The following is a 22,359-nucleotide window of genomic DNA, read 5'->3' on the forward strand; positions in this document are numbered from 1 at the left end:
TCGTTTCGTTCATAGAGTTCGTCACATCGTGCAGGCACCCTTGGCCGCGAGCACACGGCCCACCGACGCGGCGACCTGCGCGGCGGGCAGTTCGCCGGTCTGCACGGCTTGCACGAGCCGGTCGAGCACCGCGGGCACGTCCCCGTTGCCGGAGGAGAACAGTGCCTCGTCCGCGCCGGCTTGGAGTGCCTTCAGTACCGCTTCGGGCAGCGGGTACTGATCGGTGATCGCCTTCATTCCGCCGAGATCATCGGTGATCACCGGTCCGGAGAACCGGAATTCGCCACGCAGCAGCCGATACGCGGCCGGGGACAGCGAAGCGGGCACCCCGCCGGTCAGCCCCGGCACGTCCAGATGCCCGACCATCACCCCCACTTTTCCGTACTCCGCGAGGTCGCGGTAGGGCACCAGATCGACCTGCCGCAACCGATCCAGCGGCGGGGTGGTCACCGCGGTGCGATGCGAATCGCCGGATCCGTGGCCGTGCCCCGGAAAGTGCTTGAGTACCGGCAGCACGCCGCCGGCCCGCAGCCCTTCCGCGAAGGCCATCGCGTACGTGCGCACCTTCTCCGGATCGGGACTGTAGGAACGGTCCCCGATCACCGCGTCGTCCGGTTCGTCGCTCACGTCCGCGTCCGGTGCATAGTCCACTGTGACCCCACGGCCATGTAGCTGCCTGCCGCGCTGCTCGCCCAGCGCCCGCACCTCGTCCGGGGTTTTCGTGGCGGCCAGCTGCCGGGCGCTAGGCAATGGCCCGTCGAGCTCGTCGATGCGCTGGACCCGTCCGCCTTCTTCGTCGACCGCGACCGAAACGGGGATGCGTGCCGCCTGGTGCACCGCGGCCAGCGCACCATTCTGCAACAGTGTGGTCTTATTGCCGCCGACGAAGATTCCACCGACCTGAGTGGACCGGACAAGATTTGTCACCGCGGCCGGATTTCCCGCGTCGACGCCGGGTACCACGAGCTGCGCGACCCGTGCGCGCACACCCATCGCGAACACCGCCGCGGTGCACGACGATGCCGGGGAAGAAGGAACCTGCGCGGACGGTGGCGCACTGCTGATACCGGGGATCGCGCCAGGTGAAGGCACTGCCGTACCGGTGACGGACGGCCCGGTGCAGCCGGCGAGCGTTCCGCCGAGCAGGAGAACGACCAGTTTTCCGGCCGAGGACCGCCACGCAGGGTTCCGGCAAAGTTGGTCGGGGACCCGGCGGCGGGCGATGCGGAGGTGTGTGCGACCACCTCGTGGCGTGCGCCGGACCGGTTTCGGGTCCGTGAAGGGGCCCTGCACGGACTCAGAGTCTGTGAAGGGCCCCTTCACAGATCTCCACACCAACTTTGCCGCCTCGGTCGAGCATGCGCCTTCATGTATTCCTCTGGCGGTATGGGACGGGTCCCGAAGACGGTATCCGACGTCACCTCTATCCCCGGCTTCAGCCGGTGAAGAACGGTCGTGAAGCGACTAGAGAATTCATGAAGGCGCCCTCGGCACACTTGCCTTCAGGCAGGGCAGGTGTCTGTACACGGAGGTGGCAATGAACCAGGTCAAGGTGGCGGCGTGGGCTTCGGACCCGATCGCGCTGGCAGGGCTCATCGACCACCTGCGCGCACGGCCCGAGGTCCGGGTGCTGCCCGGCCAGCAGCGCGGTGAGGCCGCGGTGCTGGTGTTCGCGGCCAACCGCATCACCCGTGAGGTGAAGGCGGCGCTGCGGGCCGCGGCCTCGGAGACCCCGGCGGCCATCGTGCTGGTGGCCGGTTACGTGGAGCCGGAGGAGCTGCCGGAGCTGTCGGCCTGCCACGTCGCCGCGGTGCTGCCGCGGGAGGCGATCGCGGGCGACAAGCTGGTGCGCAGCATCGTGGCGGCCGCTTCTGGCCGGGAGACCGCCCTGCGCGACTTGCTGGATCAGGCGGAGAGCCTGCAGGACACCGCGGACGGCGCGGCGCTGTCCGCCCGGGAGGTGGACGTGCTGCGGCTGATGGCCGAGGGCTGGGACACTGCGGAGATCGCGGGCAAGCTCTGCTACTCGGAGCGGACCGTGAAGAATGTCATCTACGGCCTGACCAATAGGCTGAAGCTGCGCAACCGCCCGCATGCCGTCGCCTACGCCCTGCGCGCAGGGGTTATTTGAAGGATGCTCACCACGTGCGAAAGCTGATCCGGCACCCGGCCACCGCCGCGGCCATCGCGGCCACGCTGCTCGTCTCCTCCGCCTGCAGTGGCTCGACCGGGGACGGGAAGATCACGCTGACCGTCGCGACGTTCGGTGAGTTCGGCTACCGGCCGCTGTTCGAGCAATACGAAAAGGACCATCCGGGCATCGAGATCCGCAGCCGGGTCACCGATTTCGACACGCACTTCAAGGCGCTGAGCATGCAGCTGGCGGCCGGTCGCGGTGTATCCGACGTGGTCGCCATCGAGGAGCAGCAGCTCCCGACCTACCTGCAGGTCAAGGACAAGTTCGTCAACCTCGCCGACTACGGTGCCGCGCAACTGAAGGATCAGTGGGCGCCGTGGAAGTGGGCGCAGGGCACCAAGGACGGCTACGTGCTGGGGCTGGGCACGGACATGGGCAGCCTCGCGCTCTGTTACCGCCGCGATTACTTCGAGCAGGCGGGCCTGCCCACCGACCGGCAGGCGGTGGCCGCGCTCATGCCCACCTGGCAGGACTACGCCAAGGTCGCCGGCCAGTTCACCGCGAAGCTGCCGAAGGTGAAGTTCGCCGATTCGGCAGGCACGGTCTACACCGCGATGCTGAACCAGTCGGCGGAGAACTACTTCTCCGCCAAGGACGATTCCTACGTCGCGGACCGGAATCCGAGCGTGCGCGACGCGTTCTACCTGGCCGGCGGTCTCGCGCAGAGCAAGCAGACGGCCGCGGTCACCACCTACACCTCGGCCTGGAACGTGGCCATCAAGCAGGGCGGGTTCGCGACCATCGCCTGCCCGGCCTGGATGCTGACCCAGATCAAGGAAGCGGGCGGCAAGGACGTCAGCGGAAAGTGGGACGTCACCTCGGTGCCCGGCCACAGCGGCAACCAGGGCGGCTCGTTCCTCACCGTGCCGAAGCAGGGCGCGCATCCGAAGGAGGCCTACGACCTCGCGCGCTGGCTGACCGCGCCCGAGCAGGAGAAGCGGCTCTTCCTCAGCGACGGGATCCTGCCGAGCGAGCCGCAGGTCTATCAGGACCCGCAGGTCGTCGCGCACAGGGACGAGTACTTCTCCAACGCCCCGATCGGGCAGCTCTATGCCGCTTCGGCCACCTTGTTGCGGCCCAACTATCGTGGCCTGCACGACGCCGACGTACGCCCCGAATTCGGCAAGGCGCTCGGCCGGATCGAGGACGGTTCGAGGACCGTCGACCAGGCCTGGGCCGAAGCGACCCAGCGCGGGCGCGAGGCGATCAAGTAACCGCCGTGAACACGCGCGGAACCTTCGGGACGCGGCTGGACCGGAAGGTCACGCCCTTCCTGTTCATCGCGCCGTTCTTCGCGATCTTCGCGGTATTCGGCGCATTTCCCCTCTTGTATACGGCGTGGGTGTCCCTGCACGATTGGGGTCTGCTCGAAGGCGACCGGGGCAGGTTCGGCTTCGCCAACTACGCCGAGCTGTTCGGCGATGGGCGGTTCTACAACGCGCTGGCCAACACGATCGGCATTTTCCTGCTCGCCGCGGTCCCGGAGTTCTTTCTCGCCCTCGGCATCGCCGCGCTGCTCAACCGCAAGCTGCGCGCGTCGACCTGGTGGCAGACCGGGGTGCTGCTGCCCAACGTGGTGTCGGTGGTCGCGGTGGGGCTGGTCTTCACCCAGCTCTACAGCCGCGATTTCGGGGTGGTGAACGAGGTACTCGGCTGGTTCGGGGTGTCGCCGGTGAACTGGCAAGCCGGCCGGTGGACCTCGCATCTGGCCGTGGCCAGCATGGTGATGTGGCGGTGGGTCGGCTACAACGCGCTGATCTACCTGGCGGCCATGCAGGCCGTACCGCAGGAGCTGTACGAGGCCGCGGAGCTGGACGGCGCCTCGCACTGGCGCACTTTCTGGTCGGTGACCGTGCCCGGGATCCGCCCGGCGATCGCGTTCACCGTGGTGGCCGGCACGGTGAACGGGCTGCAGTTGTTCGCCGAGCCGCAGCTGTTCGATCCGGGCGGCGGGGGCACCGGCGGGAACGACCGGCAGTTCCAGACCCTGGCGATGTACTTGTACGAGAAGGGTTTCACCAAGTTCGACGCCGGATATGCGGCCGCGCTGTCCTGGGTGACGTTCCTGATCTGCGTGGTCTTCGCGATCTTCAACTACCGGCTGGTGCGCCGGTTCGTGAGCGCGTCGTGAGGCCGCGGCGGCGCGCGGGCGCCTGGGTGTACGTGGTGCTGGCCGGTGTGCTCGCCGGCTCGATCTTCCCGTTGTACTGGTCGTTCGCGGTGTCCAGCCGGGACAATTCGGCGATCGGGGAGACCTCGCCGCTGCTGCTGCCCGGCGGGCATTTCTTCGAGAACGTCCAGCGCGTGTTCGACACGGTGGACTTCTGGCAGGCCATCGGGAACTCGCTGATCGTGGCGAGCACCGTGATGGTGTCCAATGTGGTCCTGTCCACTGTGGCCGGTTACGCCTTCGCGCGACTGCGTTTCCCCGGCCGTAACAGCCTGTTCCTCCTGGTCGCCGGTTCGGCGATGGTGCCGGCGCAGCTCGGCGTGATCCCGCTGTTCCTGGTGATCAACGATCTCGGCTGGTACGGCAGGCTGGAGGCGGTGATCGTGCCCGGCCTGGTGAGCGCGTTCGGGGTGTTCTGGATGCGCCAGGCGTGCGAGGGCGCGGTGTCCGCCGACCTGATCGACGCGGCCACTGTGGACGGAGCCTCGGTCCTGCGCACCTTCTGGCACGTGGCCGTACCCGCACTCCGCCCGCACGCCGCGGTGCTGGCCATGATCACCTTCCTCGGCGCGTGGAACGACTACTTCTGGCCGCTGGCGGTGCTGGATTCCTCGGACAGCCCGACCGTGCAGGTAGTGCTCTCGCAACTGGCCAGCGGGTACTACACGGACTACGCACTGATGCTGACCGGCGCGACCCTCGGCGTGCTGCCGGTGATCGTCCTCTTCCTGCTGCTGGGCCGGTATCTGGTCCGCAGCATCGCCGGCGGCGTGCGTTACGGCTAGCCGTAAGGTTGGCTGTGAAGGGGCCCTTCACGGACTCTGAGTCCGTAAGGGCGGCAACCTATTTGTTTACCTACTTGTGACCTTGGGCTTCCGGTGCGGCGACAACTGTGCTTCTACCTGCGCAGAGGCACATGGTTGCGAGATCGGTTGACGAGGACGCCGCGCAGGAAGGCGGAGTACAGCCGATCTGGACGGTTCGGCTTCACTCCCGGGCGGGACAGTCTCAGGACCGGCGCTCGGGCGTTCCGTTGGGCCAGACACATGGCGAGCTGGCACCGATGCTCAGGCGACCCAGGACAGGTCCGGTTACCGTACCCGTCAAACTCATCAGGTAACCGTCATCGTTATGGGCGTTGGCGAACTGCTTGCCCGACCATGTGTCAGTTTCAACGGTCCAACCGTTATTGTGCCACCACCTTTTTAGGTTTTCGTAGTAGGCGTTGTTATGCGCACGATCTGGGCCGTCAACCCAATAGGTAATGCCGACCCTTATCTGACCCGTGTCATTATCCGATGAGTCGGTACAAGATTCGTTGGGAAATACGATTTCAGTCAACTTGTACCCAGGGGGAAATGAAGCTGTCGCGGCAGAATGAACAGTATTCACTGTTATTCTTTTGGCCTGCTCAGACGAGATGGTCGGTTGCATGGAGGCGCCTCCGCAGGAGGTTAGGGCAATCAGACTGGCGACTGAAACTACGAGCACCAATGGTCGGTCGAGTTTTTTCTTTGATTTGCGAATCATGGTTTACTTCCAGCGATAATCTTACCCATAGCGTCAAGCGAGGGAGAGTCTTTGTTCCAATAGTCGCTGTGAGAGGTCCAAGGGGCTGATGGCGCGGAATCAAATCGTTGTCCGCCGAACCATCCGGTGGTGGGGTCGGGGCCGAGCGGGTCGATTCCGTCTGCCATTGGGGTGTCGAAGTTCGACATGATCGGGATGGGGTCGGTGGGTGCTTTGGTGGAGTAGATGTGTTGCCCGACTTGGTCTTGCGGCATTCCGTCTAGGTGTAATTGATTAGCGTGCTCGACACCGACTCCTGGGCTGGCGACCATGACGACGTTGTTGGCAGGCAAACCGAGGTCACGTGCTGTTTGTCCCACGACGGTGGTGCCGTAGCTGTGTCCTATAACAGTCATGTTCATTGCCCCGTGGTGTGCGGCCCCGAGTCCGTCCTGAAAGTTCCGGAGGGAAGGTTCTGCTTTGTCTGCAAAACTGGTATCGATCGCGTCCGGAATGATGCTTTGCGGTGCGTCATACCCCACCCAGGTAATTACCGACGTCGAAGGCGAACCCAACTGCGCGGCTTTGGCTGCCATCGAATCTGAGCGACCAATGTCAGTGGCCATGCCGTCGTTGAGTCCGGCGGTGGTGCCGGGGACGTAGGTGGCGACGTTGGCGGCGGTGTCAGGGTTGCCGATCGCGACGATGGCTTGCCCAGAGTTCGCGGGGTTGATACCGAGCAGGTACGTGGGCGGCTGGCCGGGTAGTGCTTGGTCCAGTCGGGTTTTGATCTGGTCCATTCCGGCAATCTTGCCGTTTAACGCATCCAATTGTTTTTCCAGGGCTTGATATTCTTCTTGCTGTTGTGGGTCGCTGCGTTTCATCCCGTCCAACCGGTGCCGGATATCATCCCGCTGATGGTGCAGATCTTGATAGTCACGGTCAAGCACGATCCGGTTTGCGCGGTCGCGGTCGGTGGCGGGTAGTCCGTTCATGGCGCCGATCGAGCCCGGCCGGTCACGGATGAGAATGTTCCGGCCCGCGTCGGACAGGGTGGCCCACCACGCGGCGTTGTGGGCCGGGGTCGCGTTGGGTGGTGGTTCCGGCAGGGTCAGGCCGGGATCCTTCATCCCGTCCGCTGCGGCGGCGGTGACGGTGGATTCGTCACCGGTGCCGAATTGGCCCGCCGCCGCCCGGTCCAGCACCGAGGCTAGGTCGTTGTCGATATCGTTGGCGGTGCGCAGGATCTGTGCGACCTCGTCCACCAATTGAGTATGCGTTCGCGCCCGGTCCTCCGGGTGCAGATCGGGCGGCGCTTGCTTGCCCGCGAAGGTATCGGCGACACCACCGTTGTCGGTGATCTGGAACCCGTACTTGCGGGCCAGTTCTTCGGCGTTGGTCAGGGCGTGCTGAACACCGGTGATCGCGTCGGAGGCCTGCCCGATGGTCTTGCCCAGAATGGCGGCACCGGCGGCAATGGTGTCCAACCCGTGCATCAGCGATCGGTGCTGAGCGGTCGCGTCGTCGGCGGCCGGACCGCTCCACCCCTCGACCGGCAGGGTTTTGCCGTAGTCGTCGCCCTCATGGACCAAGATCTGCGTCCGGGCCTGCAGGACCGAGCAGATCTCATTCAGCGCGCCGGGGTTCCAGGCCCGGAGATCAGCCAGCGACACCATCAACGCGGCCCCCGCATCCCCGGCGCGGCGGACGGGAACACCCCGGCCGCTGCGTGGTCGCCCTGCTGGTACCGATCGGCCGCGACACCCAGGTGTTCGGCAAAACGCTGCGCTTCGGCACACCACTCGGCGAACGTGGCCGCCAAGGCATCCCGGCACCGCCGGCCGCAGCAGCCGCGCTCCCGCCCGGCACCGCCCCCGTCACTCGCCCCACCGGCTCCGCACAGTCCGCACCGTGCAGCCCGCCAACCTTCTCACCAGCGGATCTGCCCGCCACGCGGAGCGCGTCGACTACCGTCGTGAAACCCACCTGCGATCCCTCCCCATGATCAGTCCGCCACAGGGTACGGGACTCCGACCAGGCGATTCCACACCTGCCAGCACGGCCGGGGGAACCTACCCACCGACGTCCGCAGGACTCAGGCCCACCCGTGTCCGGCACCTTCGACAACCGGCCATACGAATCCAGCACCGGCTGACGCTGGCCCTGACCTGCACTAACCTCGTCGCCACCGCTCATAACCACCACGGTAGGTAAGCAACACCCCTGTCGCCAAGGACCCCTTCACAGCCCTACTGCGACGTCAATACCCGGCGATGCCGGCCTGCCGCGTCCGGCTCCTCGGCGGCCGGTGCGAGATCGATGCGTACCATGTGGACGGTGCCGGTGAACTCGTTGTCGATCACCGGATAATCCTCCGTTACCGGAGTGCCGAGATCGACTCCGACGTTGAGCGTCTCGTCGAACGAGAAGTAGTACGGGATGGTGCGCTCGACCCGTCCGGAGGCCTGTTTTGTGCCGTCGACGGCGAGTGTCACCGTGGCGCCCATGCCGAGACCTCCGCCGTCGTAGTCGAATTCGGCACGGATCTCGTGCCGCCCCGCCGGTAGCGGGTCCGAGCCCCGCACGGTGTACCTGGACATGCCGAAGTAGTTGTACACATAGGATGGACAACCGTCCACGACGTACAGGGACCACCCGCCGAACCGGCCACCCTGGGCGATCAGCACGCCTTCGGCACCGCCGGCGGGGACCTCGATCTCGGCCACGACGCTGTGCGAGCGGTTCTTCACGTTCGGCGTGGTCTCCTCGGTGCAGCGTCGCATCCCGCCGTGGTAGGTCACCGAGGAGCGACCGCCGAGCAGATCGATCCGCCCGGCCACGGCCGGGTTCTCGCGCTCGGTGACCCGGTCGTCGAGCGGGAACACCTGGTGTTTCGCAGCTTCGATGAGGAACCGGTCCCGCAGATCCGCCAGCTTCTCCGGATGGCGCGCGGCGAGGTCACGGGCCTGGCTCCAGTCGGTGGTCAGATCGTAGAGTTCCCAGACGTCGTCCCGGAAATGCCGGTCGCGGGTGGGCACCATCTCCCACGGCACGCCGTGCCGGGTGACCGCCATCCAGCCCTCATGGTAGATCCCGCGGTTGCCGCACATCTCGAAGTACTGCGTGTGGTGGTACTCCGGCGCGTCCGCGCGGGCGAAGGTCGCCGCGAAACTGCTGCCTTCGACCGGCTGCTGCACCACTCCGTCGACGCTGTGCGGCAACGGGATCCCGGCGCATTCGGCGATCGTCGGCAGGATGTCGATCACGTGGCTGAACTGGTGGCGCAGGCCGCCGCGCTCGGCGATGCGCGCGGGCCAGTGCACGATCATCCCGTCCCGGATGCCGCCGAGGTGCGAGGCGACCTGTTTGGTCCACTGGAACGGGGTGTTCAGCGCGAGCGCCCACCCCGCGGGGGCGATCGGATAGCTGTGCGGCCCGCCGATCTCGTCGAGGTGACCGATCATCTCGTCCGGATCGTCGACGACGCCGTGCCCGAGCCGGTGCTCGACGATCGTCCCCTCGATGCCGCCCTCGCCGGAGGCGCCGTTGTCGCCGAGGATGTAGAGGAACAGCGTGTCGTCCAGCACGCCCAGCTCCGCCAGCGCGTCGGTGAACCGGCCGACCTGGGTGTCCGCGTGCTCGACGAAACCGGCGAAGGTCTCCATGAACCGCGTCGCGAGCCGGCGCTGGTTGTCGCTCAGCTCGTCCCAGTGCGGCACCCCGTCGGCCCAGCGGGCCAGCTCCGCGTCCTCGGCGACCACGCCGATGTGCTTCTGCCGCGCCAAAGTCCGCTCGCGTTGTTCGTCCCAGCCGTGGTCGAACCGGCCGCGGTACTTCTCCTGCCACTCCTGGCCGACGTGCAGCGGCGCATGTCCGGCACCGAGCGCGAGGTAGGTGAAGAACGGCCGTTCCGGGGTCAGCGTGCGCTGCGTGCGCACCCAGTCGATGGCGTGGTCGACGAGATCCTCGGACAGGTGGTAGCCGTCTTCGGGACGGCGGTCCGGCTCGATCGGCGTGGTGCCCTGGTACAGCTGCGGGTACCAGTGGTTCATCTCCGCGCCCAGGAAACCGTAGAACGTGTCGAAGCCTTCACCGGTGGGCCACCGATCGAACGGCCCGACCGCGCTGATCTCGCGCGGCGGCGTCTGGTGCCATTTGCCGAACGCCGCGGTGCTGTAGCCGTTTCCCTGCAGCAGCTGGGCGATCGTGGCGGCGCTGCGCGGCCGGAACCCGTTGTACCCGGGCGCGGCGGTGGCCATCTCGGTGGTCCCGCCCATCCCGACCGAATGGTGGTTCCGGCCGGTCATCAGCGCCTGCCGGGTCGGCGAGCAGAGTGCCGTGACATGGAACCGGGTGTAGCGAAGCCCGTTGTCCGCCAAGCGATCCGCGGTCGGCATCCGGCACGGTCCGCCGAACGCGCTGGCCGTCCCGTAGCCGAGGTCGTCGACCAGCACGACCACCACGTTCGGGGCACCCCGCGGCGGCTCCACCGGCCCGATCGCCCGGAACGGCGCGGACTGGTCGTGCACGCTCAACGCGGTCGCGACGGGTGCCACGTGGTCCGGCCGGGGCAGGAGGTGTCGTTCGGCAGGGAACTCCGGCATACTCTTCCTCTCGTTTCGCGTACATGTACGCCTCGCCAGCTGACCGGGTACGCGGGCGGGCGTACCTCGGTGGGTTTCGGTTCGCCGGTGTCGTACGGGTACGGCATCCGGCGGCGGGTGCGCCCTGCGTTGCGGTCTGTCCTCCGGCGAACTTTGTCCGCGCCGCAGCGAACCGGGTACGCCGCGAAGCGAACCCTGGTGCGCCGCCACCAGATCCGGTTCGCCTCGTCGGCCGACCGAGTCATCACCCAGCACGCCTCGCGCCGAACCCCGCAACGCACTGTGCCGATCATTACCAATCCGACCACAGTCACGGCCTCATGGCTTCGTAGCAACGGTTACGTGCCGGGTGGGGGATCAGTTCTGGGAGTGGGCTTTCGGGCACACTCTTGGGTGGTAGCCGGCCGGTGGGTGAGCACTGTTGTCTTTGGTCGGATTAGTAACTCGCGGCAAGGTCCGTCCTCCGGCGGACCTCGATACGCCACGCGGCGAACCCGGCACCTCCCGCGGCGGGCGCGGGCAGTACCGGGTTGCGGGCCGGTGGGGGAAGGTCGTTCCATGTCAGCAGGTTCGCCGGGGCCGGGCAATGGCCGGGCGAGACCGGATCTGGATCTGCCCGGTAGAAGATCGCTATGTCCCCAGCTCAGCCCGGGCGAGCGCGAGGAAGGCCGCGGCGGCGGGGGAGAGCGGGCCCGGTCGCCAGAGCAGCCGTCCGGACAGGATGGCCGCGGGTTCCAGCGGCACCAGCACCGCGCCCTGGCGGCCGGCTTCCTCGGCCATCGCCCGCGGCAGCAGCGCGGCTCCGGCCCCGGCCAGCACCAGCGGCACGATCATGGTGCGATGCTGGGTCTCCACCACGATCCGCGGTTCGACGTCCAATCCGGCCAGGGTGTCCTCGACGATCCGCCGGGTGGTCGTGCCGGGCGGGGTGGACACCAGGTCCAGCTCGGCCAGCTCGCGCCGCGGCAGCCGGTCGGCCTCGGTGGTGCCGGCCGGCAGGACGGCGAGGATCTCCTGGTCCGGCAGCCGCGCGGTGGCCAGCCCGTGGATCTCCGCATCGGACTCCACGAGCCCGACCTCGCTCTCCCCGTGCCGGACCTTGGTGATCACCTCGGTGTAGCTCTCCGGGGCCAGCACCCGCGCCCGGACCCGCGGATGCCGCACACGGAACCGGCCGAGCAACGGGGCCAGCGGCTGGACGGACAACGTGGTCTGCGCGACGATGTCCAGCGTGCCGCCGCCGAGCCCGAGCACCTCGCGCACCGACGAACCGGCCACCCGCAGATCCCGGACGATCTGCTGCGCCGGGCCGACCAGCGCCGAACCCGCGGAGGTGAGCACGGCGCCGTGCGGCAGCCGGTGGAACAGGGAGCCGCCGAGTTCGCGTTCGAGAGCGCGTACCGCATGGGAGAGCGAAGGCTGCGCCACGTGCAATGCCCGTGCGGCATGGGTGAAACCACCGTGTTCGACCACCGCGAGGAAGTACTCGATCTGCCGCCGCTCCATGGCCTCAACCGGCCGCGGGAAGCGCCCGCCCGCGCTCGCCGGTCACGGGGCCTCCTCCAAATAGTGCGGGAACCCTCGCATAGTGCAACGGGATCGTCGGCCCGTCAAGGATCGGCGCGGTCCGCGCCGCACCTGCCGCCACGGTCACACGTTCGGGTGCCCGGTCGGCTGTCCACAGTGGTCACTGGGGCGGCAGGTGGCCGAATGTGAGTACTGAACGGGTTTTCTCCCCCCGTACGGGGCTGTCTCACCCCGTACGGCGGGCCAGCGTGGACGCCAGCTCGGTGCGGGACGGTGCTTCCAGCTTGCCGAGCAGCCGCGCGACGTGGGCCTGCACGGTCCGCCGCGGCAGGGACAGCTCAGTGGCGATGTCCGGATTGGACCGTCCGGCGGCGACCAGTGTGGCGATGCGGACTTCCAAGGGGGACAGCGAATCCCAGCCGTGTCCCGGCCGGACCGGGATGAACCGCGCACCCTGCCGGACGCCGAGCGGGCGCAGGCGGGCTTCCGCGTGCTCCATGTTCCAGTGCGCGGACAGCTCCGTGTACAGCTCCGCCGCCTCGTCGAACGCGTGATGCGCCGCGTCCAGGTCACCGGCCTGGGCGAGCAGTACCGAGGCGTCTTCCAGTGCGCTCGCCAGCTCGGGTTTCCGGCCCACCGCACGGAAGTGCTCGGCGGACTTCAGTACCGGCAGCGGATCGCCGTCGATCAGGCCGCGGCACCACTGGGTGGCGGCGAAGGCCCGCGCGTGATCGATCTCCTTCGCGGACTCCTCCTCGCACACGGCCAGCGCGCGTTCGGCGCGGGTACGGTCCCCGGTCGCCAAGGCCACCTGCACGAAGAACGGCAACCACTGATGCCGCAACATCATCTGTGCGTAAGTGGGATTCAGGATCGGTTCGAGGACCGAGAGCGCCTTCTCCCGCTCGCCCCGCTGGAACGCGACGAGCCCGTGCGCGGCCATCAGGAAGTCGAAACTCTCCCGTTCGGCGCCGGTGGCGGGTGCGTACGCTTCGGCTGCGTCGAGGTGCGCGACGGCCTGGGTGCGGTCACCACGGCGCGCCGCGATCAGCGAGGCGACCCCGTGCAGCAGCAACGCCGCGGCCCCCGGCTCGCGCAGGCCGTAGTAGGTGATCGCCGGACCGTCCTCGGTGACGGTGTCCAGCTCCACCAGCGCTTCGTCCCAGCGGCCTTCCCAATAGCGGTGCACCGCCACCGAGACCTGCAGGCCGACCGGCAGCGAATGCCGCAGCGCGATCTCGCCTGCCTCGCGCAGGGTGTGGTCGGCGTCTTCCAGCCGATCGAGGTTCTGCAGGGTGAACACGCGGTTGTCGAGCAGATCCAGGCGCAGATCCGCCAGCTCGTGCTCGTCCCCGACCACGGCGACAGCCTGGTCGATGTGTGCCAGCGCGCTCGCGTGGTGCCGTCGCACCGAATCGACCAGCCACAGCGTCTGCAGCGCGTGTGCGGTGAGGTAGGGGTCGCCGTCCGCCTCGGCCCGCGCCCGGTGCGCGCTGGCCTCCGCGCGTTCGAGATCGTCGAGCCCGCCGCGGCGGAAGTTCGCCAGCAGGTGGCGGTGCCGGACCCGCCACAGCTCCGGCACCCGGGGGTCGGCCGAGGCCTCGCCGAGCGTCTCCACGGCCAGCCGGACCTCGCCGCGGCGGAACCGCATGGCGGCCAGCACGTGCCGCATCTCCTCGGCGTTCTCCGGGTCCCCGGCCACCGCGAGCGCCTGCAGCGCCAGCTCCTCCGGCGCGCGTTCGAGCCGGAACAGCACCTTCACCAGCGCCACCAGCAGCGCTTCCCGGCGCGGATCGTCCTCGGCGCAGGAGTCCAGTGCCCGCTCCAGCAGCTCCACCGCGATCAGCGGGGCCCGGTTGGACACCGCCGCCTGGTTGGTCACCAGCCAGTCCAGCGCCCATTCGTCCACAGTGGAGTGTGCGGCGGCGAGCTGCTCGGCCACCCGCTTCACCGGGGCGTCGATCCGGGCCAGTGCCTCGGCCGCCTGCCGGTGCAGCGCCGCACGGGTGCCCGTGAGCAGCCGGTTGTACAACGCCTGGCGCAGCAGCGGATGCCGGAACGCCAGGTGGGTACCGGTGTCGATCAGGACGTTCCCGGACACCGCCTCTTCGAGCGGGCCGAGCAGGTCCGAGGGCCGCCGGTCGAGGACCGCGGCGATGTCGCCGACCGCGAACTCCATGCCGAGCAGGGCACCCCAGCACAGCACGTCCTGCGTCTCGGCCGGCAGGAAGTCCAGCCGCCGGTCCACCGCGGCCAGCAGGGAATGCGGCACCTCGAACTCGGCCGGATCGTCCACCTCGGCCCGGTCCCCGGCCAGCACGACCGCCCCCGCGCGAACCAGCACGTCCATCATTTCCCTGACGTACAAGGGATTCCCGGCGGCTCGCGCGGCCAGCTCGCGCAACCCCGGCCCGGGCTCGGCCCCGACCAGCCGGGCGACCAGCCGGGCCACGTCCGTGCCGTCGAGCGGGCTGAGGTCCAGCACCAGCCCGCCCCGCGCCTCGACGCCGTGACGCAGCTGGGCCACCTCCGGGCGGTCCGGCGCGGACCGCGTGGCCGCGACCAGCAGCAGCGGCAGCTGCCGGGTGGCCGCGCACAGCCGATGCCAGACCAGCAGGCTCGATTCGTCGGCCCACTGCAGATCGTCGACCACCAGCACCAGCGGAGTCTGCGCGCACAGCTCGTCCACCAGCGACAGCAGCCGGTCCACCGCGCCGAGCACCGGATCGCCGGTGCCCCAGGTGCGCGGGGCCGGCTCGCCGCCGAGTTCGTGGGCCACCCGGGCGCGCCGCGGATCCGGGGAGAGCGGGTCGATCGCCAGGCATTCCAGCATGACCTGCAACGGAAATCGGGTGCTCAGCTCCTCCGCGGCGACCCAGGCCAGCTGCAGGCCGGCCACGTCCGGTTCGTCGAAGGCCATCGCGAGCAGCTCCGATTTGCCGATGCCCGCGTCGCCCTCGATCCACACCGCCCGGCCGCGGCCCTCCCGGACCTGTGTGAGCAGCCCCCGTAGCTGCGCGACCTCCTCCGCCCTGCCGAGCAGCGGATCGCTTTCGGCACGCCGGGCCCGCGGCACGGGTGCGATCGGCGGCGCCGGCTTCGGGCGCTCGGGCAGGTTCAGCGACGGATCCTCGGCGAGCACCCGCTGGTGCAGCTCGCGCAGCTGTGGCCCGGGTTCCACCCCTAGTTCGGCGCGCAACGTGCTGCGCGCTTCGCGGAACACGTCCAGCGCGTCGGAATGCCGGCCGCTGCGGTAGAGCGCGAGCATCAGCGACTCGCGCAAGGATTCACGCAGCGGATGGTCGCTGGTGAGCACCGCCAGCTCCGCGATCAGGTCTTGGTGCCCGCCCAGCTCCAGCACACTCCGCGCACGCTGCTCGACGGTGCTCAGCCGCAGCTCCGCCAGGCGCTCGCGATGCCGCTCGGCGAACTCGCCGGGGACGCCGGACAGCGCTTCGCCGTGCCACAGCAGGAGCGCGGCATCGAACCCGGCCACCGCGCGTTCGTGGGCACCGGCCGCGGCGTCCTGCTGCGCGCGTTCGCGGTGCCGCTGGAACACTGCTTCGTCCAGCGCCTCCGGCGTGAGGTCGAGCGAATAGCCCGCGGCCTCCGACACCAGCACGGTCGAGGCGGCCCAGCGGGTGCGCTCCGGCTCCAGCGCGCGGCGCAAGCCGGAGATGTAGGTGTGCACACTGCCTTCGACACTGGCCGGCGGCGAATCACCCCACACCCCGGCGATCAGCTCGGGCCGGGGCACACTGCGCCCGGTGGCGGTCGCGAGCATGGCGAAAATGGCACGCTGACGGGCCGGCCCGAGAGTGATCTCGACCGCGCCGCGCCAAGCTCGCAGCGGACCGAGCACGTTCACTCGCAGCCCGCTGTGCCCGTCCCCTGGCATGTCGTTCCATTCGACGTACCGACCCGACTGTCCCCGTGAGTTTACGGGCGGAGATCTTCTCCCGGCATCGTACGCAAGGCGGGTTTACGATCGTTCACTCCCCGGCGACCGCCCGCGGGCGGACCGGATTCGCCCGGCGGATCCGCCGGATGCCGTAGGGGCGCATCCGGGCCTCGGCCCGGCGTACGTCCCACACCGCGCCGAGGGTGGTGTAGCTGGTGAGCGCGGTGAAGAACGCGGTGCGTGCCTCGTCGAGCCGCTGGTACTCGGCCAGCAGGATCGCCGCGTCCTCGTTGGCCCTGGCCTGCTTGAGCACCCGCCCGGTCGATTCGTAGTGCGTGGCGGCACCGCGGATCGCGTCCGGATCGGCGGTGACCAGCCCGCGGCAGTGCGCGGTGGCCGCGACGTGCGCGGGCGGGGTGTCCAGGCCGGTCGCGTCCCCCATCGCCCGCAGTGCTTGGAAGGCCAGTTGCTGATCACCGATCTGCATGGCCAGCCGGGCCAGGTCGGGCAGCCACTGCTGCCGCGCCGAAGGCGGATAGTTCTGCGCCAGCAACGGCTGCAGCTCGGCCAGCGCGCGCTCCGGCCCGTGCTCCAGCTCGGCCAGCTGTGCCCGTGCGGCCAGGAGATAGTCCCCGCCGTTGGGCTCCAGATCGCGCGGCCACTGCAGGCGGGCGGCGGCTTCGAGGTGCTCGCGCGCGGTCTCGGCATCGTCGCGGTGACTGGCGATCAGCGCGCCGACACCGTGCACCAGCAACGCCGAACCGGGACTGCGCAACACATACGACGAGGTCTCCGCGCCACCGCGGATCACCGTGTCCAATTCGGCCAGTGCGTCCGGCCACCGTCCGCGCCAGTAGTAGTGCACGGCGCCGGCGAGATGCATCTCGCCCGGTACCGCGCGGACCGCGGCGAGCCGGCGGGCGGTGCTCAACGGTTCGGCGGTGTCGTCGAGACCGTCCAGCACGCCCAGCTCGGACAGATCCGGCTCGGTCGACGAACCTTCGGTGGCGAGCCGTTCGATGGTCGCGCGCAGCGTTTCGTGCCTGCCGCGCCACATCTCCGGCACGCGCGGGTCCGCGAGCGTGCGCCGGACCTCTTCGGCAGCTTCGGCGAATTCTCCGCGGCGGTAGTAGATGTAGGCGAGGATCCAGCGCATCTCGGCGGCCTGCCTGCTGTCGCTGGTGCGGGCCACCACCGAGCGCGCCTCCGCCTCCGGCTCGCGGCCGAGCCAGAACAGCAGCCGGGCCAGCGTCGCGGTGAGTGGCTCCCGGGCCTGCGGGGGCAGCGTCGCGTGCGCGACCACGTTCTTGAGCAGGTCCACCGCCATCCGCGGGGCCTGCGCGGCGACCTCGCCGATGTGGTTGAGCAGCCAGCCGGTGACCCAGCCGTCGACCAGGCCGGGCGCCGCGACCAGTTGCTCGGCCACCCGCTGGGTGGGGGCGCCCGCACCGTGAAAGGCCTCGGCGAGCTGCCGGTGCAGGGCGACGCGCATCGCGGCCGGGGTCTTTTCGTACAGCACCTGGCGCAGCAGCGGATGCCGGAAGGCGAGCAGCTCGCCGGATTCGGTGAGCACCCCCGCGGCCAGTGCCTCCTCCACCGCGCCGACCAGCGAAGTGGCCGCGCGCTCGGTGGCGATCGCGATGTCGGCAAGGGAGAAACCCTTGCCCAGCAACGCCGCCCAGCGCAGCACGTCGCGGGTGCCGCTGGCGAGGAAGCTGAGGTAGAGGGTGATCTTCGAGCCGAGCGGCGAGGGGATGGTCCGGCAGGCGCTCCCGTCCACCATCGCCTGCGAGCCGTCCAGCAGGATCATCTGGTTGATCAGCAGGGTCTCGACGACTTCCTTGGCGTAGCGCGGATTTCCGGCCGCCTGGGAGATCAGCTGGGACAGCGTCCGGCCGGGCGGCGCACCGGCCAGTTCGCCGGCCAGCCGCGCGATCGCCGCCTCCGGCAGCGGCCCGAGCGGCAGCACCGCGGTGCCGTCCGCGCCGAGTTCCCCGCGCAGCGCGTCCAGCCCCGGCGGCCGCGGGATCGGCCGGCACGCGCCGATCAGCAGTAGCGGCAGCCGCCGGGTTTCGCGCGCGAGATGCCGCCACACCCGGAGCGTGGCCTCGTCGGCCCACTGCAGATCGTCGACCACCAGCACCAGCGGCTCGTCCGCGCACAGCTCGCGGATCAGGCCGAGCAGCCCGTCCGCCGGATCGAGGCCGGAGTCCTCGGCCAGCGCCACGGCCAGCTCGGCGCGGCGCAGATCCGAGGCCCGCGGGTGCACGCCCAGCGCGTCGAGCAGCGGGCGCAGCGCGAATCGCTGATCCAGCGCGTCCGCCGCGGCGAACAGTGGTTTGCCGCCCTCGCGCTGGGCCAGTTCGAGGGCCTCCGCGAGCAGCGCGGTCTTGCCGATGCCCGGCTCGCCCTCGATCCAGATCGACCGGCCGAGCCCGCCCGCCAGCCCGGCGACCGCCTCCTGCAGCTGGTGCAGCTCCTCCGCGCGCCCGGCGAAGACGGCCGGGCGCGGCGGCAGCACCGGCACCGGGAACCGGGGCACCCGCACCGGCGTGCTCCGCTCGGGTGCCGCGCTGATCGCCGGGGGCCGCCCGGCGATCAGCTGCTCGTACCGGTCGCGCAGGGCCGGGCCGGGTTCGGTGCCGGAGGCCTCGATCAGGCGGTCGCGCAGCCCGGTGTAGACCGACAACGCCTCGTCCCGGCGGCCGGCCAGATGAAGTGCTCGCATGAGCACTCCGTGCAGAGGCTCCCGCAGGGGATGCTCAGTTGCGAGCGCGCTCAGTCCGGGCACCAGCCCGGCGTGCTCGCCGCTGTCCAGCGACACTTCCGCCCGCCGCTCGACGGTGCTCAGCTGCAGTTCTTCCAGGCGTGCACGGTGCGAGGCGGCGTACGGGCCGGGCAGCCCTTCCAGCGGGGTTCCCCGCCACAGGCCGAGCGCCTCGTCGAGCTGCTCCCTGGCCGCACTCGGCCGCCCCTCGGCGAACAGCCGCTGGGCCTGCTCACGCAGCGACTCGAAGCGGTGCACGTCGACGTTTGCCGGGTCGATCCGCAGCGTGTAGCCGGAGCCGACGGAGGCCAGCAGCCGGGAACCGGTGCCCTTGGCCCGGTCGGGCTCGAGCACCCGGCGCAGCCCGGAGATATAGGTGTAGATACTGCCCTGCGCGCTGGCCGGGGGAGCGTCGCCCCATACCGCGTCGATCAGCTCTTCCCGGGAGACACTGCGGCCGTTGGCCAGTGCGAGCACGGCGAACACTGTTCTGCGATGGGCTGACCCCAGGTCGACTCGCTGGTCTCCCCGCCAGGCCCGGACCGGTCCGAGCAGCTGGATGTCCGGCGCGGGGACGCCGTCCGCTGCCGACATCGGTCTCCCTTCGCGCGCCGACCGAATCGTCCGGCGCTGGATGTCTCTGATGAGCTTACGCCCGAATCGGTGACGTGGCGGAGCGCACCCGGGTTGCTCGCACCATCGTGCGACTGATCGTTCGAGCGGCTCATCGGGGTGGTCACTCCGGGCCATGGTCCCGGCGCCCGGTGTCCGCCGACCGGCGCAACGGCGAACGCCGGGCGAACCAGCCGCCCGCCGGGGCCGAGGGTCGGCAGGCAGTGATCCGCGAAAAACGGGCAGCGCGGCCGGTGGCCGGTCGCCGCGTGCCCGTCGGCTCGGGCAGCCTCGGTACCGGGCCTGCGCCGGAAACCTCCTGTGCGGGCAGGGTTTTTTGGTTGGTGAGGAGTGTGTGGTGGACTCGGTGCCTCCCCGGCCATGGCCGGCGAGCCTGCGTGGTGCGGCGGTCCGCTTCGCCCATGCGATCGATTCCGCGAACGCCTGCCTGCGCCCGGTGAACGGCGCGATGGCCGGCCTGCAGGCCTGCTGGCGGGGCGAGGGCTCGGTGCGGTTCGGGCAGGCGATGAGCGACTGGGAACGGGAGTTCGAGCTGATCCTGGACCGGCTCGGCGATCTCCGCGAACTGGCCGCCACCTCCGGTGTGCGCTCAGATGAGCGCTCGTGTGGGCGATGAGCGACGAACTTTCCGACTTTCGTCGTGCCGACGAGATCCTGACGCGGATGGGCGAGACGACCCGCGGGATCCGGGCGCTGCTGACCGAACTGGAATCGGCCGTGGAGGGCGAGCTGGGCGGCTGGCCGCCGGAGGTCGTGGCCCGCTACCGGGCGGCGCGGCGGGACTGGGACGGGGCCGTGCGGCGGATGCCGGAGTGCCTGGACCGGGCTCGGCAAGCCGTCTGGGAGATCGCCGATGAAGACGCGGATAGAGGGCATTGACCTGCGTGAACCCGCCCTCGCGCGGCGGTCTGCAGACTGCCCGGGCAGGGCTGGAGAGAAAACGTGAAGTCCGGCCCGTCAGACTTTGACCCGTCAACGTGAAGTGGCGGTAGGAGTTGTCGTGAAGCTGGTCAAGGTCGCAGTCCTCGCTACGGATCCGATCACCCGTGCCGGTGCGGTGAGTCTGCTGGGCACGCGTCCGGAGTTTCGCGTCCTGTCCGAGGACACCGCTTCGGCGGCCGACGTGGTCCTCGTGATGGAGGAGCACGTGACCGATCGGGTGCTGTCCCGGGTCAAGGAGCTGGCGCTGGAGTCCGACCGGATGACCGGGCCGGATCTGGTGATCGTCGCCGACCACTTCCGGGAGAGCGACCTGATGACCGCGATCGAGTGCGGGGTCGTGGCGATCCTGCCCCGGCGCGAGACCGGCGGTGCCGAGCTGGTGTCGGCGGTGCTCGCCGCGGGCGACGGCACGGCGAGCCTGCCGCCGCGGCTGCAGGGCGCGCTGCTGAGCCAGGTCCAGCGGATGCGCCGCGATGTGCTGGAGCCCAACGGGCTGACACTGTCCGGGCTGGCCTCGCGGGAATGCGACGTGCTGCGCCTGGTCGCGGAGGGCTACGGCACCGAGGAGATCGCGTCGAAGCTCTGCTACTCGGAGCGGACCGTGAAGAACGTGCTGTACGGCCTGATGACCCGCTGTGGTCTGAACAACCGGGCCCACGCGGTCGCCTACGCCTTGCGCGCAGGCGCCATCTGAGCTGCTCCGCGGGTGCGGCGACCGGCGCGGAGTCGCCGCCCCCGCGGAGTCTTGCCCGGCGATAGGGTCTGCCGATGGTGCTGACAGCGGTGGAGATCGCCCGGGAGTGCGGGCCGGGCAACTGAATCCGGTGCAAGTCACCGAGGACGCGCTCGCGCGCATCGCCGCCGCCGATCCGGTGGTCGGCGCGTTCCGGCGGGTGCGGGCCGAGCAGGCCCGCGCGGAGGCGGCCGAAGTCGCCGCCCGGCCGGACCTCGCGCAGCTGCCGCTGGCCGGGGTTCCGGTCGCGGTCAAGGACGTCACCGCGGTCACCGGGAATTCGCACCTGGGGTTCGGTCGCCGGGCCTCACGCGCCTGCCACCGTGGACGGGGTCATCGCGGCCCGGCTGCGCGCGGTCGGCGCGGTGCTCGTCGGTCTCACCCGCGAGCTGTGCATCTTCCCGACGACCCGGACGGGGTCGCCCACAACGGTGTCGGCAAAGTCGGTGTGGAGGGCCCCTGCGTAGCTGCGGAGGGCTGTGAAGGGTCCCTTCACGGACTCAGAGTCCGTGAAGGGACCCTTCACGGACCCGAAACCGGTCGGGCAGCCACGGCTCTCTCTGCTGATCACGGGCCCTCGGCCAACTTTGCCGGGGCCCTGGGGTCGCCCGCAACCCGCGTGAGCCCGCGTTCAGCGCGGGTGGTTCCTCCGGCGGCAGCGCCGCCGCGGTCGCTGCCGGGCTGGTGCCGATCGCGCACGGCACGGACGGGCTCGGCTCGATCCGGCTGCCGGCGGCGGTGTGCGGGCTGGTGGGGCTCAAACCCGGCCGCGGCGTAGCGCGCGAGGAGGACGAGGGCTGGTTCGGCATGTCCGTGCACGGTCCGATCGCGACCACTCCGGCGGACGCTGCGCTGTTGCTTTCCGTACTGGCCGAACGTCCGGAGTGGGCAGCCGTCACCGAACCCGGCCCACAGCGGATCGCGGTGTCCCGTCGCTGGCACCGCCGCGGGTGGCCGGCAGTGGCCTTGCCCGCCGCGCGGGTGGCCGCGTTCACCGGCATGTGGAACCTGGCCGGCTACCCGGCGATCACCGTGCCGATCGGCCGCCACCCGTCGTACGACCTCGCCACCTGTGTGCAGCTGGTGGCCGCCCCGGGCGGCGAGCCGCTGCTGCTGGGACTGGCCGCCGCACTGGAGGCGGCGAATCCCTGGCCGCGGACGGTCTGACCGCCTGGGTGCCGGCGACGGGGTCCCGCGTTTGTGTTGATGGGCGCGGGCTCGCCCGCTGACCAGTTCGGCCTGACCAGTTCGGCCTGACCAGTTCGGCCTGACCAGTTCGGCCTGACCAGTTCGGCCTGACCAGTTCGGCCTGACCAGTTCGGCCTGACCAGTTCGGCCTGACCAGTTCGGCCTGACCAGTTCGGCCTGACCAGTTC

13 protein-coding genes and 2 pseudogenes are annotated in these 22,359 nt (G+C 69.8%); 9 read left to right on the forward strand and 6 right to left on the reverse strand.

Annotated elements, in window-relative coordinates; all coding sequences use genetic code 11:
- Positions 1-21: 21 nt before the first annotated feature.
- On the reverse strand, positions 22-993 hold the full coding sequence (locus tag ATK36_RS22315) for a glycoside hydrolase family 3 N-terminal domain-containing protein (protein ID WP_098515096.1): 972 nt from the start codon (positions 991-993) through the stop codon (positions 22-24).
- Positions 994-1,537: 544 nt separating this feature from the next.
- Between ATK36_RS22315 and ATK36_RS22320 the strand changes: the two genes are divergently transcribed.
- The 4 genes from ATK36_RS22320 to ATK36_RS22335 are packed head-to-tail and all read left to right on the forward strand — an operon-like array spanning position 1,538 to position 5,152.
- The gene (locus ATK36_RS22320) at positions 1,538-2,131 is read left to right on the forward strand and encodes a helix-turn-helix transcriptional regulator (protein ID WP_098513284.1); all 594 of its coding nucleotides are present in this window, start codon (positions 1,538-1,540) and stop codon (positions 2,129-2,131) included.
- Between the two features lie 14 nt (positions 2,132-2,145).
- Complete coding sequence (locus ATK36_RS22325; RefSeq protein ID WP_098513285.1) at positions 2,146-3,411, forward strand: ABC transporter substrate-binding protein; 1,266 nt, start codon at positions 2,146-2,148, stop codon at positions 3,409-3,411.
- 5 nt (positions 3,412-3,416) lie between these two features.
- A complete protein-coding gene (locus ATK36_RS22330) occupies positions 3,417-4,328 on the forward strand; it encodes a carbohydrate ABC transporter permease (RefSeq protein WP_170069850.1) in 912 nt (303 codons plus the stop codon).
- A complete protein-coding gene (locus ATK36_RS22335) occupies positions 4,325-5,152 on the forward strand; it encodes a carbohydrate ABC transporter permease (protein WP_098513286.1) in 828 nt (275 codons plus the stop codon). Before ATK36_RS22330 ends, ATK36_RS22335 begins: the two co-directional genes overlap by 4 nt.
- 741 nt (positions 5,153-5,893) lie before the next feature.
- Here ATK36_RS22335 and ATK36_RS22345 read toward each other — a convergent pair.
- The 5 genes from ATK36_RS22345 to ATK36_RS22365 form a co-directional block, all read right to left on the reverse strand.
- Positions 5,894-7,552, reverse strand: coding sequence for an alpha/beta hydrolase (locus ATK36_RS22345; protein ID WP_098513288.1), 1,659 nt, complete (start codon positions 7,550-7,552; stop codon positions 5,894-5,896).
- A gap of 573 nt (positions 7,553-8,125) precedes the next feature.
- Positions 8,126-10,480 carry an arylsulfatase gene (locus ATK36_RS22350; RefSeq protein WP_098513289.1) on the reverse strand — a complete coding sequence of 785 codons (2,355 nt, stop codon included), beginning with the start codon at positions 10,478-10,480 and terminating at the stop codon, positions 8,126-8,128.
- A 630-nt stretch (positions 10,481-11,110) separates the two neighbouring features.
- Positions 11,111-11,986, reverse strand: coding sequence for a LysR family transcriptional regulator (locus ATK36_RS22355; RefSeq protein ID WP_098513290.1), 876 nt, complete (start codon positions 11,984-11,986; stop codon positions 11,111-11,113).
- Between the two features lie 247 nt (positions 11,987-12,233).
- Entirely contained in the window at positions 12,234-15,905 is a 3,672-nt protein-coding gene (locus tag ATK36_RS22360; protein ID WP_245914997.1) for an ATP-binding protein, read from the reverse strand.
- Between the two features lie 94 nt (positions 15,906-15,999).
- A complete protein-coding gene (locus ATK36_RS22365; protein WP_098513292.1) occupies positions 16,000-19,269 on the reverse strand; it encodes an ATP-binding protein in 3,270 nt (1,089 codons plus the stop codon).
- A 376-nt stretch (positions 19,270-19,645) separates the two neighbouring features.
- Here ATK36_RS22365 and ATK36_RS33740 point away from each other — a divergent pair, with 376 nt between their 5' ends.
- From ATK36_RS33740 to ATK36_RS22390, 5 genes and pseudogenes are all read left to right on the forward strand, one after another.
- Complete coding sequence (locus tag ATK36_RS33740) at positions 19,646-19,924, forward strand: WXG100 family type VII secretion target (RefSeq protein ID WP_245914999.1); 279 nt, start codon at positions 19,646-19,648, stop codon at positions 19,922-19,924.
- Positions 19,921-20,187 carry a WXG100 family type VII secretion target gene (locus ATK36_RS22375; RefSeq protein WP_098515098.1) on the forward strand — a complete coding sequence of 89 codons (267 nt, stop codon included), beginning with the start codon at positions 19,921-19,923 and terminating at the stop codon, positions 20,185-20,187. The genes ATK36_RS33740 and ATK36_RS22375 overlap by 4 nt, the downstream gene beginning before the upstream one ends.
- A 121-nt stretch (positions 20,188-20,308) precedes the next feature.
- Complete coding sequence (locus tag ATK36_RS22380; RefSeq protein WP_098513294.1) at positions 20,309-20,944, forward strand: response regulator transcription factor; 636 nt, start codon at positions 20,309-20,311, stop codon at positions 20,942-20,944.
- 178 nt (positions 20,945-21,122) lie between these two features.
- Positions 21,123-21,200 (forward strand): annotated as a pseudogene (locus ATK36_RS33745) (hypothetical protein); the annotation flags it as partial.
- A gap of 383 nt (positions 21,201-21,583) precedes the next feature.
- Positions 21,584-22,150, forward strand: a pseudogene (locus ATK36_RS22390) (amidase family protein); the annotation flags it as partial.
- Positions 22,151-22,359: the final 209 nt, after the last annotated feature.

It is taken from the genome of Amycolatopsis sulphurea (assembly GCF_002564045.1).
GTDB lineage: Bacteria > Actinomycetota > Actinomycetes > Mycobacteriales > Pseudonocardiaceae > Amycolatopsis > Amycolatopsis sulphurea.

Excerpts from the sequence above, each read along its gene's own strand:
- ATK36_RS22315 (WP_098515096.1), bottom strand. The coding sequence starts at position 993 with ATGGGTGTGCGCGCACGGGTCGCGCAGCTCGTGGTACCCGGCGTCGAC.
- ATK36_RS22320 (WP_098513284.1), top strand. The coding sequence starts at position 1,538 with ATGAACCAGGTCAAGGTGGCGGCGTGGGCTTCGGACCCGATCGCGCTG.
- ATK36_RS22345 (WP_098513288.1), bottom strand. The coding sequence starts at position 7,552 with ATGGTGTCGCTGGCTGATCTCCGGGCCTGGAACCCCGGCGCGCTGAAT.
- ATK36_RS22350 (WP_098513289.1), bottom strand. The coding sequence starts at position 10,480 with ATGCCGGAGTTCCCTGCCGAACGACACCTCCTGCCCCGGCCGGACCAC.
- ATK36_RS22355 (WP_098513290.1), bottom strand. The coding sequence starts at position 11,986 with ATGGAGCGGCGGCAGATCGAGTACTTCCTCGCGGTGGTCGAACACGGT.
- ATK36_RS22360 (WP_245914997.1), bottom strand. The coding sequence starts at position 15,905 with ATGCCAGGGGACGGGCACAGCGGGCTGCGAGTGAACGTGCTCGGTCCG.
- ATK36_RS22365 (WP_098513292.1), bottom strand. The coding sequence starts at position 19,269 with ATGTCGGCAGCGGACGGCGTCCCCGCGCCGGACATCCAGCTGCTCGGA.
- ATK36_RS22375 (WP_098515098.1), top strand. The coding sequence starts at position 19,921 with ATGAGCGACGAACTTTCCGACTTTCGTCGTGCCGACGAGATCCTGACG.